The 19,731-nt window shown below is 72.4% G+C and carries 15 protein-coding genes; 12 read left to right on the top strand and 3 right to left on the bottom strand.

Annotation, left to right across the window (positions count from 1 at the left end):
• Positions 1 to 414: 414 nt before the first annotated feature.
• The 10 genes from ACIPLC_RS35675 (at position 415) to ACIPLC_RS35630 (ending at position 12,820) form a co-directional block, all read left to right on the top strand.
• Positions 415 to 3,825: a hypothetical protein gene (locus ACIPLC_RS35675; RefSeq protein WP_400477209.1), complete on the top strand. Its 3,411-nt coding sequence runs from the start codon at positions 415 to 417 to the stop codon at positions 3,823 to 3,825.
• A gap of 126 nt (positions 3,826 to 3,951) precedes the next feature.
• On the top strand, positions 3,952 to 4,029 hold the full coding sequence (locus ACIPLC_RS35670; protein ID WP_106981192.1) for a putative leader peptide: 78 nt from the start codon (positions 3,952 to 3,954) through the stop codon (positions 4,027 to 4,029).
• A 196-nt stretch (positions 4,030 to 4,225) separates the two neighbouring features.
• Positions 4,226 to 4,816, top strand: a complete 591-nt coding sequence (locus tag ACIPLC_RS35665) for a cysteine dioxygenase (protein WP_400477208.1) — start codon at positions 4,226 to 4,228, stop codon at positions 4,814 to 4,816.
• Entirely contained in the window at positions 4,810 to 5,196 is a 387-nt protein-coding gene (locus ACIPLC_RS35660; protein WP_400477207.1) for a rhodanese-like domain-containing protein, read from the top strand. The genes ACIPLC_RS35665 and ACIPLC_RS35660 overlap by 7 nt, the downstream gene beginning before the upstream one ends.
• A 399-nt stretch (positions 5,197 to 5,595) precedes the next feature.
• Positions 5,596 to 6,765, top strand: a complete 1,170-nt coding sequence (locus tag ACIPLC_RS35655) for an ABC transporter ATP-binding protein (RefSeq protein ID WP_400477206.1) — start codon at positions 5,596 to 5,598, stop codon at positions 6,763 to 6,765.
• Positions 6,755 to 7,423 (top strand): ABC transporter permease, encoded by a 669-nt coding sequence (locus tag ACIPLC_RS35650; RefSeq protein ID WP_400477205.1) that lies wholly within the window; start codon positions 6,755 to 6,757, stop codon positions 7,421 to 7,423. The genes ACIPLC_RS35655 and ACIPLC_RS35650 overlap by 11 nt, the downstream gene beginning before the upstream one ends.
• Positions 7,420 to 8,097: an ABC transporter permease gene (locus ACIPLC_RS35645; protein ID WP_400477204.1), complete on the top strand. Its 678-nt coding sequence runs from the start codon at positions 7,420 to 7,422 to the stop codon at positions 8,095 to 8,097. Before ACIPLC_RS35650 ends, ACIPLC_RS35645 begins: the two co-directional genes overlap by 4 nt.
• Before the next feature lie 48 nt (positions 8,098 to 8,145).
• Positions 8,146 to 9,090, top strand: a complete 945-nt coding sequence (locus ACIPLC_RS35640; RefSeq protein WP_400477203.1) for an ABC transporter substrate-binding protein — start codon at positions 8,146 to 8,148, stop codon at positions 9,088 to 9,090.
• 150 nt (positions 9,091 to 9,240) lie between these two features.
• A complete protein-coding gene (locus ACIPLC_RS35635) occupies positions 9,241 to 9,831 on the top strand; it encodes a hypothetical protein (RefSeq protein WP_400477202.1) in 591 nt (196 codons plus the stop codon).
• Positions 9,832 to 10,762: 931 nt separating this feature from the next.
• The gene (locus ACIPLC_RS35630) at positions 10,763 to 12,820 is read left to right on the top strand and encodes a glycosyl hydrolase family 18 protein (protein WP_400477201.1); all 2,058 of its coding nucleotides are present in this window, start codon (positions 10,763 to 10,765) and stop codon (positions 12,818 to 12,820) included.
• Positions 12,821 to 12,980: 160 nt separating this feature from the next.
• Here ACIPLC_RS35630 and ACIPLC_RS35625 read toward each other — a convergent pair whose 3' ends face one another.
• From ACIPLC_RS35625 to ACIPLC_RS35615, 3 genes are all read right to left on the bottom strand, one after another.
• A complete protein-coding gene (locus ACIPLC_RS35625; protein ID WP_400477200.1) occupies positions 12,981 to 14,282 on the bottom strand; it encodes a multidrug effflux MFS transporter in 1,302 nt (433 codons plus the stop codon).
• 256 nt (positions 14,283 to 14,538) lie between these two features.
• On the bottom strand, positions 14,539 to 15,021 hold the full coding sequence (locus ACIPLC_RS35620; RefSeq protein ID WP_400477199.1) for a hypothetical protein: 483 nt from the start codon (positions 15,019 to 15,021) through the stop codon (positions 14,539 to 14,541).
• 428 nt (positions 15,022 to 15,449) lie between these two features.
• Positions 15,450 to 16,391: an alkaline phosphatase family protein gene (locus tag ACIPLC_RS35615; protein WP_400477198.1), complete on the bottom strand. Its 942-nt coding sequence runs from the start codon at positions 16,389 to 16,391 to the stop codon at positions 15,450 to 15,452.
• Positions 16,392 to 16,643: 252 nt separating this feature from the next.
• Between ACIPLC_RS35615 and ACIPLC_RS35610 the strand changes: the two genes are divergently transcribed.
• Positions 16,644 to 17,360, top strand: a complete 717-nt coding sequence (locus ACIPLC_RS35610) for an SAVMC3_10250 family protein (protein WP_400477197.1) — start codon at positions 16,644 to 16,646, stop codon at positions 17,358 to 17,360.
• 85 nt (positions 17,361 to 17,445) lie between these two features.
• The gene (locus ACIPLC_RS35605) at positions 17,446 to 19,593 is read left to right on the top strand and encodes an AIPR family protein (RefSeq protein ID WP_400477196.1); all 2,148 of its coding nucleotides are present in this window, start codon (positions 17,446 to 17,448) and stop codon (positions 19,591 to 19,593) included.
• Positions 19,594 to 19,731: the final 138 nt, after the last annotated feature.

The raw sequence follows: 19,731 nt of genomic DNA, 5'->3' as shown, positions 1-19,731 counted from the left end.
AACTCCGCTGCCCGGCCGTGGGGTCGGGCCTGCGGTCTGAGGGTTGACGGGGCGGGCGGGTCTCGGCTGCGGACCGCCGGGGATCCGCAGGGGTCTACGTGCGTAGAAAGCGATCTGTAGACCGTAGGCCGGGCCTCGGTGGCCTGACAATACGTTGGCGGTAACGCGTCCGGGGCGATCTTGTTGCGCGGACACGCGGATGGTCCTGGATGGGATGAAACGATCATTTACCCCGCGAGCGGGCTCCTTACTCATTCGAGTGAAAGCGGGCACTCCGGGTGCGGAATCGGCCACGGCAGGGTAAAACGCGCCTGGATGCCACTGCGGATCGTCAGCAGGCGGTGGCGCAGCGCGACTTCGGAGATCGGACAGGGGGCTGAGCACAGGGCTGGACGCTGGGGCTGAAGACAGCGGATGCACACGGGAATCGCGCACGGGGAGGTGGAGATGGCGGCGGTGAAGGACCGCACCGCGGTGGCCGACGCGGCGCCCGGGCGCGCCCTCGTCCGGCTGCTCGGATGGGCCCGGAGCCAGGCCCGGTGCCAGGCCCGACCGGGGCGGCCACCCGCGCTGCCCGCCTGGGCGGGCCTGCTGCTCGCCCTCGGCGCTCCGTTGCCGCTCGCCGCGGGCGGGGTGCTGTTCCACCACTGGGCGCCCCGAGTGCGGGGCGTCGCCCTCCAGTTGGCCGGATCCCGTGCGGCCGCCGAGGCCGTGGTCGGCGGCCGCACCGGCGACCACTTGGCCGCGCTGCGCGCCGACGCCTGGCTGATCGGCGGCTACGGCCTGACGCTGGCCGCCGCCGGCCTGCTCGGCGGGTACGTGTTCGGGCGGCCGCGCTGGCGGCTGACCGCGCTCGCGGCCGGTGGCGCCGGGCTGCTCGCGGCCTGCTGCGACCTCGGCGAGGTCGTGCTGCTCACCATCGGCCTGAACGGCGGCGGGGCGGGCTCCGACCTCCCCTTCGCCGCCGCCACCGCGCTCGCCACCGTCAAGTGGCTGCTGCTCCTGCCCGCCGGAGCCGTCGCTGCGGCCGTCCTCGCGGTCGCGGCGGCCCGGGCGGCACGCGGACTCCGGCCGCGGCGGGCGCAGGAGACCGGGCCGCCTGCGGACGCCGGTGCGGGCGGCGGCGCAGAAGCGGCCACGGGCGCGGGCAACGACGCAAGCGACGCGGGCCGTACGGGCGACGGCGCCGCCGACCGACCCGCGCTGATCCCGCCCTGGCCGGCGGCGTCCGGGGCGGCCGGCCCGCACGGCGTCCCGCGGCCATCCGCGCCCGCCTCGCCCGCCTCACCCGCAGGCCAGCCCGCTCGCCCCGCTGGCCCCAACGCGCCCGGCCCGCACGCCCACTGGCGCGGCAGTACCCGGGTGCCGCCGGGCCGCGAGCCCGCCGCACTCGGCTTCTGCGTCTCGGGCGGCGGCATCCGCTCGGCCTGCGTCACGCTCGGCGCGCTCCAGTCGCTGCGGCCGTGGCTGAAACGGGCCCGCTATCTGGTCTCGGTCTCCGGCGGCGGCTACGCCGTCGGCGCGCTGCAACTCGCGCTCAGCGACTCCGCGCCCGGCAGCCCGGTGCACGCCGTCTCGGGCCTGACGGCCGACACGGTGCTGGAGCCCGGCTCCCCGGAGGAGGACCACCTGCGCCGCCACGGCAAGTTCATCGCCGACGGCGCCGGTGAGTGGCTGGTCGCGCTGGGGACGCTGCTGCGCGGGGTGCTCTCCGCCTTCGCCCTGCTGCTGGCCGCCGTGCTGGTGCTCGGCCTCGGGCTCAGCCGGTTCTACCACCTCGTCCCGATCACCGACCTGGACGCCCTGGCGGCGGCCGGTCTGCGCCACGCCGGCGCCGTACCGGGCCCGCTGGAGTTCCGGGCACCGGCGCTCGCCGTGCTGGGCGCGCTGCTGGCGACGGCGGCCGGGTGCTGGCTGCTCTGGCTGCTGGTCTTCCCACCGCTCGGCTGGCACGCGCTGCTGCCGCGCGTGCTGCGCCGACTCTTCCTCGCCGCGCTGGCACTGGCCGGCCTGCTGGCCGTCGGGGTGCTGGCGGTGCCGGGGCTGGCCTGGGGCGTGGTACGCCTCCAGCAGGCGCTGGCGGCCGGCCCGCGGCTGACCGGCGCCGGGCTCAGCCTGACCGTGGTGCTCAGCTACCTGGCGCTGCTGCTCGGCATACTCTGGCGCGACCGCAGGACGATCCGCCGGGGCGCGGCCGCGCTCGGCGGGGCGCTGCGCGGCGCCGGCCGGATCGGCGGCGGCCTCGCCGCCAACCTCCCCCAGTACATCGTGGCGTGGGCCGCCCTGGCCGCGCTGTCGGCCGGTGCGCTGCTGGCGCTGGGCTGGGCGGTGGCCACCGGGTGCGCCTGGCCGACGGCCGTCCAGGTGGTGCTGCCACTCGTCCTGGGCGCGGTCGGGTTCAACCTCGACCAGACGTGGATGAGCCTGCACCCGTTCTACCGGCTGCGACTGGCCTCGGCGTTCGCGGTCCGCCGGGTGAGCGAGGGCGGCCGGGCGCTGGCCCGCCCGTACGACTTCTTCCGGGAGCAGACCTGGCTCAGCCACTACGCCGCCAGGCACCCCGACTTCCCGCAGGTGATCTTCGCCGCCGCGGCCAACCTGTCCGGCAACTCCCGCACGCCACCGGGGCGTCGGGCGGTGTCCTTCTCGCTTTCGTACGACTATGTGGGCGGTCCGGACGTCGGGTACGCGCGGACGGACCTGCTGGAGCAGCGCACCCGGCGGCACATCGCGCGGGATCTCACGGTGCAGTCGGCGATGGCGGTCTCCGGCGCGGCATTCTCCTCGGCGATGGGGCGTCAGTCCCGTGTATATCAGGGGTTGTTCGCCGCCACCAACGCTCGGCTCGGCACCTGGCTGCCCAACCCGGCGGTGCTCGGCCCGGCGTGGTCCGGCGCCCCGGACTGGCGCCGCCCGGCGCAGCCCGCCGTCCGCCGTCTCCCCTACCAACTGCGGGAGCTGACCGGACGCTTCCCGGCGGACGACCGCTTCCTGCTCACCACCGACGGCGGCCACTACGAGAACCTCGGGCTGGTCGAGCTGCTGCGGCACCGGGTGCGGACGGCGGTCTGCATCGACGCCAGCGGCGACTCCGGCACCGCCGCCAACCTCGCCGACGCGATCACCCTGGCCCGCGAGGAACTCGGCATCGTCATCACCCTGCACGAACCGGAGCTGCTGATCCCGGGCAGCGCCGCCGACGAGCCGGCTGACGAGGAACCGTCCTGCGGCGAGCCGTCCGGCAAGGACCCTTCCAGGGGCGACGGCGGCCGCCGGCCCCGGCTGCGCGGGCTGGCGGCGCAGTTGTCCGCACGGCTGTCGGCCCGGGCCGTGATCACCGGGGACATCCGCTATCCGGAACCGTTCGACGGTCCCGGTCCGGAGCGGCTCGACGCCCGGTCGACCGGGGGTGGAGCGCTGACCAAGCCCGACGACCGGGCCGTGGACGACCGGCACGGCACGCTGATCGTCCTCCAGGCGGTCCTCACCACCGGTATGCCGTACGAGCTGCACTCCTACGCGGTGGCCAATCCGGCCTTTCCGAACGACGGCACCAGCGACCAGTGGTTCGACCACCGGCAGTTCGACGCCTACCAGACGCTGGGCCGCTACCTGGGCGGCCAGGCGGCACCCGTGATCGAGGCGGCGCTGGCCGCCGCCGGGGGCGCGGCGGGGAGCGCGGAGGGGAGCGCGCCGAGGGCCGCGACCGGCAGCGGCAGCGGGTCGGCCCCCGCACAGCCTCCGGACGCCGGACCGACGACGCGATCGGCCACCACGTCATCGGCCACGACTCCGCCGGCACCGCGCCGCCCGGCCGAGGAGTAGCGGGGTGACCGGCGGTGACCGGAGGCGGTCGGCGGCGGTCGGCGGCGAGCCGACTGCCGACGGAGCCGGGCGCCCCGGCCCCATCCGGCTTGACTTCGTCCGGTTGGCTCGGGGAGGATCCGGCGCATGGACACCGGCACCACTCTGGTCTGCCGCCTGCACGTCGATCTGCGACGCCAGGCGAGTTCCATCTGTGCCTGTTGACCTTGACTCTCCCCGCTGCCCCCGCCCTGTGACCTCTTCCAGGGCCCGCGCCGCGCACCCGTACCCGCAGTTCTGATCCCCCGCCCCGCCCAGCGCATCCGCGCGTGCCGCGCCGCTCCGTCGGCCCGTGCCCGCGCCCCGCCGCCGGACCAGGGCACACCCCGCTGACGTTCCCGCCGCACCCGAGGACGCCCCCATGAGCCTGAACCTCGCTCCCGACGAGCCCACTGCCGCCCCAGCCCAAGCCCCAGCCCGAGCCCTGGCTCCGACCCCGGCTCCGGCTCCGGCCAGAACAGCCAGGACCACCGCCACCACCACCGAGGAGACCCGCGCACCGCTCACCCCGAGTGCCCTGCGCACCATCGTCCGCGAACTGGCCGAACAGCCCGACCAGTGGATCCACCTCGTCCGCCTCTCCACCGAGGAGCGCTGGTACCGGCGGCTGGTGGCCGACGACGACCACGAGGTATGGCTGATCAGCTGGCTGCCCGGCCAGTCCACCGGCTTCCACGACCACGGCGGCTCGCGCGGCGCGTTCGCCGTCGCCCTCGGCGAGCTGGAGGAGCTGTCCCTCGGCGGGCCGGAGCAGGGCCTGCTGATCCGCAGGGTCCCGGCCGGCACCGCCCGCGCCTTCGGCCCGGAGTACGTGCACGACGTGCGCAACACCGCGTCCGGCCCGGCCGTGACCCTGCACGCCTACTCGCCCCCGCTGGGCTCGATGGCGCACTACGACCTGCGGGCCGGCGGGCTCGTCCGTACCTCGGAGGAAGGACCGGAGCAATGGTGACCACGATCGACGACCTGGTGGAGCGGGCCCGCGAGGGCGTCCACCGTCCGCGCGCCCGGGAGGCCTACCAGTCGCAGCTGGACGGCGCGCTGCTGGTGGACATCCGTCCGGCGGCGCAGCGGGCGACGGAGGGGGAGATCCCCGGCTCGCTGATCATCGAGCGCAACGTGCTGGAGTGGCGGCTGGACCCGACGGGCAGTCACCGGATCCCCGAGGCGTCGGGTTACGACGTCGAGCTGATCGTGGTCTGCTCGGAGGGATACGCCTCCAGCCTGGCGGCGGCCTCGCTGCGCGAGCTGGGGCTGCACCGGGCGACCGATCTGGACGGCGGCTTCGTCGGCTGGGCGGCCTCCGGGCTGCCGACGCGCCCGGGCGGCTGAGACCTTGGAGGACTGAAGTGCTCGGCGGCTGACGGACTGATCACCCAGGGGCCCGAGCCCTCGACCCGCCGTCAGGGCGTCCGCGCCCCACCCCTCTGACCTGCCGAAACGTCGGGTACCTGGTCGGCCCCGGCCGTCCGGCGGCGGGGTCTGGGCCCCGTGCCGGGTGGTAAGTGAGAGACAGGAGATGATGCAGGTCATAGTCTGATCAGAGTTTCCGCCGGTCCGAAGCTGGGCAGCCACGCGGGCGGAAGAACGCCCGGGCGGTCGATCCGACAGACGCCGTCACGGCAGCGGCCGGTACGGCCCACGCCGTCGCCGCTCGTCGACAAACCGCCATCAACCGAACGACCGAAACAAGCGCCGCCTCCCCGGGGCGCCCTGACGAGGAAACTCCCCGTGATCAGATTCGAGGGCGCCGGCAAGCGCCACCCCGACGGCACCATCGCCGTCGAGGGCCTGGACCTGGACGTCCCGACCGGTCGGATAACCGTCCTGGTCGGACCGTCCGGGTGCGGCAAGACCACCCTGCTGCGCATGGTCAACCGGATGGTCGAGCCGACCTCGGGCCGGGTGCTGCTGGACGACACGGACGTCGCCGAACTGGAGCCCGCCAAGCTGCGCCGCGGCATCGGCTACGTGATCCAGCAGGCCGGCCTGTTCCCGCACCGCAAGGTGATCGACAACGTCGCCACCGTGCCCTACCTGCTCGGCTGGGACCGCAAGAAGGCCCGTGCCCGGGCCGCCGAGCTGCTCGAACTGGTCGGGCTCGCTCCCGAGACCGGCAAGCGGTACCCGTTCCAGCTGTCCGGTGGCCAGCAGCAGCGGGTGGGCGTGGCCCGCGCCCTGGCGGCCGACCCGCCGGTGCTGCTGATGGACGAGCCGTTCAGCGCCGTCGACCCGGTGGTGCGCGCCGGGCTCCAGGAAGAACTGCTGCGGCTCCAGTCCGAGCTGCACAAGACGGTGCTGTTCGTCACCCACGACATCGAGGAGGCCGTCCGGCTCGGCGACCAGGTGGTGGTCCTGCGCGAGCACGGCCGGATCGCCCAGCTCGCCGACCCGCACACCCTGCTCACCACCCCCGCCGACGACGGCGTGGCGGCCTTCCTCGGCCGCGACCGGGGCCTGCGCGGCCTCGCCCTGCGCCCCGCGAGCACCGTCGCCGTCCGCCCGGTGGGCGACGGGCTGCGCTACGGCGGCTGGGAGCTGGCGCTGGACGACGAGCGCCGTCCGATCGGCTGGATCGACCGCGACGCCGCCACCGCCGAGCTGCACCCGGCCTCCGGCTACCGGCCGGACACCGACACCCTGCGCACCGCTCTGGACGCCGCCGTCCTCTCCCCCGCCGGGGTCGCCGTCGCACTGGACGCAGACGGCCGGGCCACCGGCACCGCGAGCCGCGAGGCCGTCCTCGCCGCGCTGTCCACCCCGGCGGCCATCCCGGTGGCGGGCGGTGCGGGCGGTACGGCAGGCGGCGCGGCAGCCAGCGCAGCGGGCGGTGCGGCGGCCGGCACGGCTGGCGCCCCCGCAGCCGGTGACCTTACGGACGGGGCGGCCGGTGGACGGTGAACCGATCGTCCGCTGGTACTGGATCGGCGACCACCTCGGCTACCTCGGCGACCTGCTCGCCGACCACGCCGTGATCGCCCTGCTCCCGGTGCTCATCGGCCTCCTGCTGGCCGTCCCGCTGGGCCTGGCCTGCGCCCGCTTCCCCCGGCTGTACCAACCGCTGTCCGCCGTCTTCAACATCGTCTACGCGCTGCCCTCACTGGCCGTGTTCGTGGTGCTCATCCCCTACACCGGCCTCGCCACCCAGGCCACGGTGATGATCCCGCTCACCTTCTACGCGCTCGCCGTGCTGCTGCCGACCACCGTGGACGGACTGCGCGCCGTCCCGGACCCGGTCCGGCAGGCCGCCACCGCGATGGGGTACGGGCCGTGGCACCGGCTGACCTCCGTCGAGCTGCCCGCCGCCGTGCCGTACCTGATCGCCGGGCTGCGGGTCGCGGCGGTGTCCAGCATCTCGCTGGCCAGTGTCGGCGCGCTGGTCGGGCGCGGCGGGCTCGGCTACCTGTTCATCGACGGCTTCCAGCGCACCTTCCCGACCCCGATCGTGGCCGGCATCGCGCTGATCGCCGCCCTCGCGCTGGTCGTCGACCTACTGCTGGTGGGCGCCCGACGGCTGCTCGCGCCCTGGGCCGTCCGGGAGAAGGGAGCCGGTTCGTGAACTGGCTGAACTGGCTGGGCGACTTCTTCTCCGCCCCCGACCACCGCAGCGGCCCGGACTCGATCGTGCACCGGGTCACCGAGCACCTGGTGCTCTCCGGCGAGGCCCTGCTGTTCGCGGCGCTGCTCGCCGTGCCGCTCGGGCTGCTGATCGGTTACACCGGGCGCGGCGTCACGGTCGTGACGGCCTTCGCCGGTGCCACCCGCGCCCTGCCGACGCTCGGCCTGGTGACGCTGGCGGTGCTGCTCGCCGGGGTCGGCGACACGGCCGTGCTGATCCCGCTGGTCGCACTCGCCGCGCCGCCGCTGCTGGTGGCCGCCGTCGAGGGGGTGCGCGGCACCGACCCGGACGTCCGGGACGCGGCGCGCGGCATCGGGCTGACCCACCCGCAGGTGCTGCGGCAGGTCTGCCTGCCGTCGGCGGCACCGACCCTGCTGGCGGGCTTTCGCACCGCGACCGTCCAGGTGATCGCGACCGCCACCGTGGCCGCGTACGTCGGGCTGGGCGGCCTCGGCCGCTACGTCATCGACGGGCTGGCCACCCGGAAGTACGCGGTCACCGTCGGCGGCGCGCTGCTGGTCGTGCTGCTCGCGGTCGGCGCCCAGTTGTTCTTCGCCCTGCTCGCCCGGTACGCGCTCCCGCCCGGGATGCGCGCCCAGCGCCGGGCCCGCTGAACCTCGTTCCCCATCCTCTCCATCCTCTCCGGAAGGACATCTGTCACCATGTCGACAATCCACAGAAGCAGGCGCGCCGTCGTCCTCGGCACGCTCGCCGCGCTCGCCCTCGGCGCCACCGCCTGCGGCTCCTCCGGCGGCGGCGACCCGCTCGGCGGTTCCGCGACGGGCTCCCCCGCCGCCTCGGGCGCCGGCGCCGGCGCCGGCTCGACGGTGGTCGTCGGCTCGGCGAACTTCCCGGAGAACGTGCTGCTCGGCTCGATCTACTCGCAGGCGCTCAAGGCCAAGGGCGTCAAGGTCGAGGAGAAGTTCAACATCGGCAGCCGCGAGGTGCTCTACGGGCAGCTCCAGGGCGGCAGCCTGACCGTCCTGCCCGAGTACAACGGCTCGCTGCTCGCCTACCTGGACGCCAAGTCCACCGCCGCCACCACGGAGGACGTGAACGCGGCGCTGGCCAAGACGCTGCCCGCCGCGCTGGGAATCCTCGACTCCTCCCCCGCCGAGGACAAGGACTCGCTCAGCGTCACTCAGGAGACCGCCGACAAGTACGGCCTCAAGAGCATCGCCGACCTGGCCGCCAAGGCGGGCGAGCTCACCATAGGCGGTCCGCCGGAGTTCAAGTCCCGCCGCGAGCAGCAGCTCAAGGACGTCTACGGGCTGAACTTCAAGGAGTGGAAGCCCACCGGCGACACCACCGCGAACGCGCTCAAGGACGGCGCCATCCAGGTCGGCAACGTGTTCACCACCGATCCGAAGATCGTCCAGCTGAAGCTCGTCCCGCTGACCGACCCGAAGAACCTCTTCGGCGCGCAGAACGTCACCCCGCTGGTCAACAAGGCGGGCGTGAACCCCACCGCGACGGCGGCCCTCAACGCGGTGTCGGCCAAGCTCGACACCGCGGGGCTGACGGCGCTGATGAAGCGCGTCGCGATCGACAAGGACGACCCGTCGGCGGTGGCCAAGGACTGGCTGAAGGCCAACGGCCTCGGCTGACCACGCCTCGGCCGACGCCCTGGCTGAACACGCCTCGGCCGACGCCCTGCGAACACGGCGGGCCAGCGGCCCGGGAGGTCCCCCTCCCGGGCCGCCCACCCTCGCAGGAGGATCTTCCCTTCGACGCCGCGGACATGACAGTGTGACGCCATGCGCACTCGTCTCCTCGCCGCCACCCTCTCGGCATTCGCCGCGGTGAGCCTCGCTGCCTGCTCCGGCTCCGACTCCGGCTCCCACCCGGCCACCGCCGCGGCCGGCTCCCCCACCACCCCGGCCGCCGCCTCGACCCCCGCCCCCGGCACCGCCACGACGCCACCGGCGCCCGAGGCCCCCTCGGCCTCCGCGCCCGGCGCGGCCACCTCCCCCTCAGCGCCCGCTCCCGACAGCCCCTCGGCCCCCGCTCCGGACGCCGGCTCCCCCGGAGCACCCGCCCCGGCCAAGCCCGCACCGCCCGGCGACGCCGGCCTGCCCGGCAAGCCGGGCGCCGACCTGACCGGCAAGCTGGTCGCCGCGCTGGACGCGATCGACCCGGCGATCGTCGGCGGCAAGCCGGACCAGGCCGTGGACCGCGCCCGCAACCAATGCCAGGCGCTGTACCAGTTCCCCAAGGACAAGTCGAAGCTGGCCGACCTGGCCAACCAGCGCTTCACCTCGCCCGACCACCCGCAGGGCTTCGGGCCGGACACCGCCGCGAAGATCAACGACGCGCTGCGGACCACCCTCTGCCCGCCGCCGGCGTGAACCGAGGCGGCGACCCGAACCGCCCGGCGTCCTGAGCGCCGGGCCGCCGTGGCCGCGCCCCGCCCCCGGGCGCGCGGCCACGGCACCTTCGCCCTTCGGCGGCCCCGCCTGTCGGTGTCTCGGCAGGTCGACAGCTCGGCCACCCGACATCTCCGGCTGAACTCCCATACGAACTCCCATACGGGCAACGGATACCACGGCGTAAGGTCGGCTGGAGGTGAGCCGGGAAGTCTGGTCGGCACGTGCTGCCGCCTGCCCGTAGAGCCCGAGGGATCACCGTGAACGCCGACCAGCCCGCCATCGCTGCCCCGGCCGACCACACGACCCTCGACCGACTCGGCCCGCTGGTGCGCACCCGAGCGCTTCTTCCTGGACAGCGCTGCCGGAAAGGCCGTCGACGCCCTGCTGGCCGATCTCCACCCCACCGCCTGACGAACGCGGGGCCCGCTCGCCCGGCACCCTCCGCCACACCGGCCACCTCCGCCGCGCCGACCGCCCCCACAGCCCCGGCCGCACCGCGCGCACCCGTCCGATCGGGCGACCCTTCGACTGCGGGGGTGGTGTGTTGACGAACTGTTAGGTCTCTTGACAGACCAGTGGTCTAGTCCAACCATAAGCATGTCGATCCGACCGGGATGCACTGTGGGGGTGTGACCACCGGCGGCTGAGGCACCGCCCTGCCCTGCCCTGTCCCGCTCCACCCCCGCTCCGTACGGCGTGCGCACACACGCACCCGCCGCCCGCCTCCGCGCGAGTCGGTGGGCTTCCGCGCGCCCGCACGTCCGGGCACCCAGCAATCCCGCACGTCTGCACGTCTGCACGTCTGCACACCCGAACGTCCGGGCCCGCGCGGCCGACCCCACACGACCGTCGCGCCCCGATCATTCACGTATCCCCAACGTCCCGCCCCACCACGTATGTTGGAGAATCCATGCGTCTACGCAGAACCATCCAGGCGGCCCTGACGGCCTGTGCCACGCTGGCCGCCTCGGCCGGCCTGGTCGCCGCCGGGACGGGCTCCGCCCAGGCCGCGACCCCGCTCCCCAGCCGGGTCTTCGCCCCCTACTTCGAGTCCTGGACCGGGCAGAGCCCTGCCGCCCTGGCCGCCCAGTCCGGGGCCAAGCACCTGACGATGGCGTTCCTGCAGGCCGCCACCAAGGGCTCCTGCACCCCGTACTGGAACGGCGACACCTCCAAGCCGGTCTCCTCCTCGACCTTCGGCGCCGACATCGCCACCATCCGGGCCAACGGCGGGGACGTGATCCCCTCCTTCGGTGGCTACACCGCCGACAACACCGGCACCGAACTGGCCGACAGTTGCACCGACGTCAACCAGATCGCTGCGGCCTTCGAGAACCTCATCACCACCTACGACGTCAGCCGGATCGACCTCGACATCGAGGACAACTCGCTGACCAACACGGCCGGAATCGACCGCCGCAACAAGGCGATCAAGATCGTGCAGGACTGGGCCGCCAGCAACGGGCGGAACGTCCAGTTCTCCTACACGCTGCCGACCACCACCACCGGACTGGCCTCCAGCGGCCTCGCCGTGCTGAAGAACGCGGTCAGCAACAACGCCCGGATCGACGTCGTCAACATGATGACCTTCGACTACTACGACGGCGCCACCCACGACATGGCGGCCGACACCCAGACCTCCGCGCAGGGCCTCTACAACCAGCTCGCCAAGCTCTACCCGTCCAAGACCCCCGCCCAGCTGTGGGGTTCGATCGGGATCACCGAGATGGCCGGCATCGACGACTACGGCGCAGCCGAGACCTTCACCGTGGCCAACGCCACCACCGTCTACAACTGGGCGGTGTCGAAGGGCATCAACACGCTGTCCTTCTGGGCGCTCCAGCGCGACAACGGCGGCTGCCCGGGCAAGGCGGGGGACGACTCCTGCTCCGGCATCAGCCAGAACACCTGGGACTTCACCCACATCTTCGCGCCGTTCACCAGCGGCTCGACGGTGACCAACGACTTCTCCGTGGCCGTCAACCCCAACTCCGCCACGGTCACCGCCGGTTCGTCCACCTCGGCGGCCATCGCGACGGCGGTGACGGCGGGTTCGGCACAGAGCCTCAACCTGTCGGTCAGCGGCGCCCCGGCCGGCGTCACCGCCACCGTCACCCCCGGCAGCGTCACCACCGGCACCGGCGCCACCCTCAACATCACCACCACCTCGGCGGCAGCACCCGGGAGTTACCCACTGACGGTCACCGGCAGCGCGGCCTCCGGCAGCCACACCGGTACCTTCACCCTGAATGTCACGGGCACCCAGCCCGGCAACGACTTCTCGGTCGCGGTGAACCCGAATTCCGGTACCGTCGCGGCTGGTTCGTCCACCTCGGCAGCCATCGCGACGGCAGTGACCGCAGGTTCGACACAGAGCCTCAACCTGTCGGTCAGCGGCGCCCCGGCCGGCGTCACCGCCACCGTCACCCCCGGCAGCGTCACCACCGGCACCGGCGCCACCCTCAACATCACCACCACCTCGGCCGCCGCGGCGGGCAGCTACCCGCTCACCGTGACCGCCACCGGGCCGTCCGGCACCCACACCGCCACGTACGCGCTGACCGTCACCGGGACGACCCCGCCGCCGACCGGCCTGGTCAACGGCGGCCTGGAGACCGGCAGCCTCGCCCCGTGGACCTGCCAGAGCGGCGGCGCCGTGGTCTCCACCCCGGCCCACTCCGGGTCCTACGCACTCCAGGCAGCGGCGACCGCCGGTCAGACCGGCGAGTGCTCGCAGTCCGTCACGCTGAAGCCCAATACCAGTTACACGCTGAGTGGTTGGGTGCAGGGCAACTACGCGTACCTCGGTGTCAGCGGTGACGCCACCGCCAGCTCCTGGACCAACGCCTCCGGCTGGACCAAGCTGACCGTCCCCTTCACCACCGGCGCCTCCGGCACCGTGACCGTGTACCTGCACGGCTGGTACGGCCAGGGCAACGTCTACGGCGACGACTTCTCGATCGCCTGAGCGGCACCTGACGGCTGGCGCATGACGGGGAACGGATAACAGATGACAGCTGACAGATTTCAAAATCTGTCAGCTGTCATCTGTTCGCTGTTCGTTGTTCGTTGTCCGCTGTCCGCCGCCAGCTGCCGACCAGCGGCTGGCGGCTGGCGGCTGGCAGGCGTCAGCTCCCCGCCATCACCTCGGACACCTCCGCCTCCACCGCCCTCATCCGCCCGGGCCGACACAGCGTCACGTACGCCACTATCGCCAGCACCCCGCTCGCCAGGACGACCACCGCCAGCAGCACCGCGGACGGCCGCCCGCCAAGGCTGCTCAGCGGCGCGACGACCGCCCCGCACAGGAAGTTGCCGGTACCGAGCAGCGCCGACGCCGTCCCGGCCGCCCGCGGCTCGACCAGGCTGAGCGCTTGCGCGGCCGTGTTCGGCAGGACCACGCCCATGCTGCCCATCATCACGAACAGCGGCGGGCAGAACCCGACCAGCCCGAAGTCCCAGACCGCCGTCAACAGCACCAGCGCCACCCCGGCGACCACCGCCGTCCCCAGCCCGGCCAGCATCAGCCCCCGCGGGGCGAAGCGGCGCGCGAGGACCCGTCCGTTCACCTGCGTCATGACGACGATGGCCAGCGAGTTCGCCCCGAACAGCAGGCTGTAGGTCTGAGGCGAGACCTGGTACACGTGCTGCAGCACCGTGGACGACCCGCTGATGTAGCCGAACAGCGCCCCGAAGGCGAATGCGCTGGTCAGCGCCAGCCCGAGGAACGGCAGGTTGCGCAGCAGCCGCCCCATCGTGCGCAGCGCCGCGCCCACCCCACCGGTGCCCCGGGCCTGCGTCGGCAGCGTCTCCCGCAGCACCCCGAAGGCGGCCAGGGTGAGGAGCAGTCCGAGCGCGGTCAGCGCGCCGAAGGTGCCGCGCCAGGAGGTGAACCGCATCAGTTGCGCGCCGAGGATCGGGGCGAGGATCGGCGCCAGCCCTGATATCAGCGCGATCGAGGCCAGGAACCGCAGCATCGCGACGCCCTGGAAGCGGTCCCGGGCGACGGCTCGGCCGATGACCAGCCCGGCGGATCCGGCCGCGCCCTGGATGAAGCGGGCGACGATCAGCACCGTCAGGCTCGGCGCGATCACGCACACCACGCTGGCCAGGGTGTAGAGGACGAGCCCCGCGAGCAGCGGCGGGCGGCGCCCGTAGCGGTCGCTGAGCGGTCCGAAGAGCAACTGCCCGGCCGCGACCCCGAACATGGAGAAGGTGAGGGTGAGCTGGACGGCGGCCGGTTCGGCGACCAGGTCGTCGGCGATCTCGGGCAGCCCGGGCAGGTAGAGGTCGGTGGTGAGCGGGCCGAGCGCCACCAGGCCGCCGAGAACGGCGATGGTGGCCCGGCCGGGGCGGGACCGGCCGGTGGTGGGGGCGGCGGAGGGGGCGGTCGACGTGTCGCCGGCAGGGCCGACGGTCGGGCCGGGCATGGGGCTCCTCACGGAACGGGGGACGGGGACGGGGACGGACGGGTTTGTCCACGCCCTGTCCTATCGCAGCCCCGGCCGTTTCCGACAGCGGAGGCCCTCCCGCTGGTCCACCGTCGGCCACCCCGGCAGCACCCGCGCACGACGACGGCCCGCCCGCACCTTTCGGTGCCCGGCGGGCCGGTCGGAGCCTGACGGAGCCCTCGGAGCCTGACGGCATGCTCGGCGCATGGCGCCCGGCTCGGCGCACGACGCCGGCTCAGTGCTTGGTGGGCCGCTCCGCGCGCAGGGCCGCCTGCACCGCCGCGCCGTCCTGCCAGGCGTAGAGCTGGTTGCCGGTGAGCGTCACGTTGTAGTGCCCGCAGGTGCCGCTGACCTTGGCCGCGACGCCCTCGGGGAACCAGCCGGCCTTGAGCGACAGCGGCACCGAGTGCGCGGACTTTCCGGGCAGGCCGGTGCTGCAGCCGACGGGCAACCGGCCTTCCGGAAGGGTGGCACGCAGCAGGCGGTCGTCGCCGGTGGTGGACATCAGGTACTTGACCGAGGAGGCGTTGTCGGGGAGCCAGGCCGGCATCGAACGGCGCTCGGCCTTGGCCTGGCTGCCGGTGTCGTAGGCGGCCTGCTCCTGGTGGCGTCCGTCGTACCACTCGGACACCCTCGGGCCGATTACCACGGCGGCCACGGCGACGGCCATGCCGGTGCCCGCGACTCCCAGCGCGACCTTGCTCACGATGCCCTTCATGCCCGCCTGTCCTCTCCGTCTCCGGTTCCGGTCCGGTCCGGTCCGGTCGGCGAGGTCTGCCGTCCGGGTGTATCCATCGTGGCCCGTACCTTCCCGCCGGAGCGTCACCACGAGGTCGCGATCTTGTCTCCATCCCACGGGGTAGCGTCTCCACCTTCAGAGGTATGTCCAGCGACCCGGTCTCGGGGTTACACGGTGGGGCGCCCAGGCTGGCACACCGTCGTCAAGCGCCGTCCGGGCCCCGATCGAGCGTCACTCAGGCCGGGCTCCGGCGCAGCCCGGCCTGCTGCACCCGGATGCATCGGCGCGCTCCTGAGGTTTCGTCGGGCCCTTCGCGGCGCGGTGCCGGCCGCCGGTCAGAGCACCGGTCAGAGCATCGGTCAGAGCACCCTTCGGAGCGCCGGTCAGAGCGCTGGTCAGACCGCCGGTCAGCGCACCGGTCGGTTCGCCGCCACCGCCGCCGCCGCCGACACTGCTGTCGCCACCGCCGCTGGCACCGCCGCAGGCACCGGTCGGGCGACCGGGAAGGGCCGGCCGTCGAGGGTCCAGTGCGGGTCGATGGGGCGCAGCAGCGAGGCGTACACCTGGGCGGCGACGTCGGGGTGGCGGATCTCCCCCGTGGGCGGGCCGGCCGGGATGCCGTGCCCTGCGCAGGCGACCCAGGCGGTGCGCTCCTCGACGGTGCGGCCGCCGTGCCCACCGGCGTCGACGTGGCCGTGGTCGGTGACGACGATGACGGTCCACTGCTCGTCGGCGTAGCCGGCGCGGCCGCGGACGGCGTCGAGCAGTCGGCCGAGGCGTTCGTCGGCGGTGCGCATGGCCGCCCGGTACTCGTCGCCGCAGCCGAGGAAGTGGGCGGTCTCGTCGACGGCGCCGAGGTAGACGAAGGAGGCCTCCGGGTCGGCGGTGCCCAGGACGTGGACGGCCTCGCGGGTGACCTCCTCGTCGACGGTCTCCCAGGCTTCGGGGGTGTCCTCGGCCGCGGCGATGTACGAGAGCCGGCCGGGGGCGCGGAACAGCGGGCCACCGGACTCGTTGATCATCAGTGGGTCCCAGCCGGCCGCGACGAAGGTGCGGCGGCGGTCGCCGCGGGCGAGCCGGGTGGCGAAGTCGGGGAACACGTCGAGCCGGTTGCCGCCGAGGTGGTTGCCCCAGACGCCGTGCTTGGCGGGCTCCACGCCGGTGACGATGGTGGCCCAGCACGGCCCGGACATGGTGGGCGTGGTGTCCGCCACGGTCACCGGCACCAGGAACCCGGCCTCGGCGACCTCCTGGAGGCGCGGCATCGGCACGTGCGCCAGGTAGTCGTGGCGGACGCCGTCGATCCCGACGACGAGCACCCGGGGGCGGGGCCACTGGGCAGCGGACATGGCGGGGGTTCCTTTCGGTCGTGCACACCCGGCCGCACCCGCCGAGGGCACCGCCGACCGCGCCATGCTTCACCGCCCGCCGTACCACCCGGCGTCCGCCCGCCGAACGCGGGGTGTCCGCGAGGTGTCAGGCGACTACGGCGGGAGACGTTTCCCAACCCCAGGCGGCCGAGGTGGCTCTTGTTTAATGGCAGCATGAGCAACACACGAAACACTTGAACCAATGAGTTCGGACTCTGCCGGGGGGCAACCATGCGAGAGGCCGTTTACCTGTCGGCCGGCAAACTGGAGCAGTTCCTGCCGGGGCCGCGCCGGCTCGCGAGAACCGGCGCGTTCCAGGTGACCACACCGTTCGGTGGGGTCAACCTCGACGCGCCCGCCGCGACCGGCGATCCGGGCAGGCGGCGGCATCTCGAGCAGGTGTTGAAGCAGTTGAGGAAAACGGCCAGGCCCTTCCCCGCCCCGGACCTGCACGCTGGACAGTGGATCCGGTTCGAGATCTCGCTGAATTGCGTGACCCTTCGAGACGAGTACCGGGACCTGGTGCTGTTCGCAGATCCGGCCCCCAGGGAGAACCCGGATCACGAGCGGGCACCGGGCGGTCGACTCCTGATGCACGGGTCCGTCCGCCATCTGCTCGGCCGTGAACCGGAGATCGTCAACGGCCCGGAACTGTCCGGCTTTGACGGCGGCAACAGCATCGGCTCGACCTTCCTCACCAAGGCGGGGGAGGTCGTCGCCGCGCTCGCCACCGATCATGATCCTCTCGCACCTCCGCCGAACGAGCCCACGAACCTTCCAGCCGCGGGTGTCCGCCGGCTACTCGGCGCCCTTGACTCCGGCAGTAGCGGGCTGGACCTGTCCGTACCGATGACCGGGTTCGCTCGTGTCACCGTGAACCTGCCGGCTACCAGCAACGGCCCACGCTGCCTTGTGGCTACGCCTCTCATCGTCGAGTACGCGGCTTGAGCTGCCCGACATAGGCCGTGAGGTCCGGCGAGCGGTTCGGGTCACACCACCGCCGTTGGGCTCCAGCACCGAACAGGAGGCCGCAATGAGCGGCAAGAGGACCCCGGGACATGCCATGCCCCTACAGGTCAGACAGATCCGGCATGCCTTGTCGACGGAGTTCGCGGAGCACATCGACCTGGGTGACGTCCGCGCGGGCGCCTCACCAGAGGAACGGGAACAGGTCTTCCTCACCCGGGCCCTCTCAGCGAAAGCCGCCGCCCTACTGACCGGCTATGCGGCCGAAGATGCCGCCAGGACCGTCATCGACGGTGCCCACGATAGCGGGATCGACGCAATCGCCTTCTCCCCAACCCGGCCCGAACTCTGGCTGATCCAGGCGAAGTGGAGCGACCGGGGGGCAGCTCGGCCATCGGCCGACACCGTGATGGCCCTGCTCGGAGGTCTGAACAGGATCGTCAACCGCCGGTACGAACAGTTCAACTCAAGACTGCAGCCGCTGGCCGACCGTATCGACGAGACCTTGGCCTCACCCTACGTCCGGATCAACCTGGTCCTCGCGGTCATGGGAGACGAACGTCTCGTGCCAGAGATCGAGGCCCTACTCTCCTCCGCGGTGGAGGAGTTCGGCGTCATGCAGGACCTCCTGGATGTTCGCGTTCTGAACCTCGCCGACTTCCACGCTGCGGCGCGACACACCATCGCCCCGCCGATCTCCCTCACTGCCACCTTCGCCAGCAGCTGGCATCTGGTGTCCATGCCCCACCAGACGTTCACGGGTCTCCTGGCGGCCGACGACTTGGCTCGCTGGTACGAGACGCACGGCGACCGACTCTTCGAACGCAACCTTCGTGGATACCTAGGGGTGACGGAGGTCAACCAGGCCATCATGACCACCGCCCTCGACACACCAGAGCATTTCTCGCTCTACAACAACGGCATCACGGTCCTGTGCGACGACATCACGGCCTCCTACTTCGCCCGCCAGGCCGAGGGGCAACCCGTGCGATTGGAGCTGGTCAACGCCCGTGTCGTGAACGGCGCTCAGACCATCGCCTCGCTGTACCGCGCCTTCGTCCAGGAGCCTGAAAAGGTCGCACAGGCCAACGTCATGGTTCGGATGATCAACCTCAAGGGGGCACCCGAGGCCCTTTCACTACAGATCACCAAATCGACCAACACGCAGAACCGCATGGAAGCAAGGGACTTCATTGCGCTCGACCCCCAACAGGAGCTCATCCGCGAGGACTTCGCACTCTCCCTCGGCAAGTCGTACATCTACCGGCGGGGCGACTTCGAACCCTCGCCCGCGGCTGGATGCTCGGTGGTGGAGGCCGCGACCGCCCTCGCCTGCACCCACTCCGACGCGGCACTCGTCGCCCGTCTCCGACGCGACCACGACTACCTGTGGCGAAAGGCCCCGGACGGGGCCTACACCTCGCTGTTCGGCCAACGCCCCAGCGCCCTACAGATCTGGCGATCGGTGCGGCTGCTTCGCACCGTCAGCCGATCGTTGGAGGATCTCGCCCCGTCGGTATCCCCACGCGGTCGTTCTCTGGCCCGTTCGGGGACGCTACTGATCTCACACATCGTGTTCCAGATCGTCGGCAATGACGGCATCGACGAGCCGGGAGACGAATGGGAAGCCCAACTGGAATCCGTCCTCACACTGATTCCACGGCTCCTGTCCACCCTCTTGCGCCTCACGGACGCGACGTACGGCGATCATGCACTGATCTCGGTCACCTTGAGCAATGAGGAAAGGTGTCGTGGGCTGGCGGCAGAGCTACTCCGGAGACTGAAGGACAATGCCGATCTCCTCACTCCCTTCGAGGAGCAGGCTCCGCCCTCATACCGGCCACGTCGCCCCAACTCAGTTCCGCTGCTGATCGATCACCAACGTATCGAGGACGGGTCCCAGCTCGTCTACGTCCCGACCAGTGTCGCCGAGGAGCACGCGGTGGAACAGTGGCTGAACGAAGACCCTAAGCGGTTTCTCGCCACCTGGGTCAACGACCCGCGCAGGCCGCTCATCTGGGCCTTCGACAAGGCCCGCTACTCGCCCTCCGGACTCGTTTCACGGATCTGGGAGGCCTCCGAATGGGCAGAGCGGCCCATCTCCGTGCAGGGAGCGAGCCGGTGGCTCCTGCCGGGCGAGGGCACACTCCTGGAACTCGCCACGGAGATCCGCATTTCCGCAGCCGAAACGGACGACGGCAGCAGTGTGGCCTGACACGCCCCTGTTCGGCAACGGACGTTACGAGCTACGAAACCTCCTAGTACTCCAGCTGTAGATCGCTCTTTGGGCTGCTGGTGCCTACGCTTTCCGCGGTTTGCGGCGCTTGCCGCAGCTGCCGTGTGGCCGGTTCCG

Source organism: Kitasatospora sp. NPDC086801 (assembly GCF_044745805.1).
In the GTDB taxonomy this organism is placed as follows: domain Bacteria; phylum Actinomycetota; class Actinomycetes; order Streptomycetales; family Streptomycetaceae; genus Kitasatospora.
This window is presented reverse-complemented; position numbering and strand designations above follow the sequence as displayed.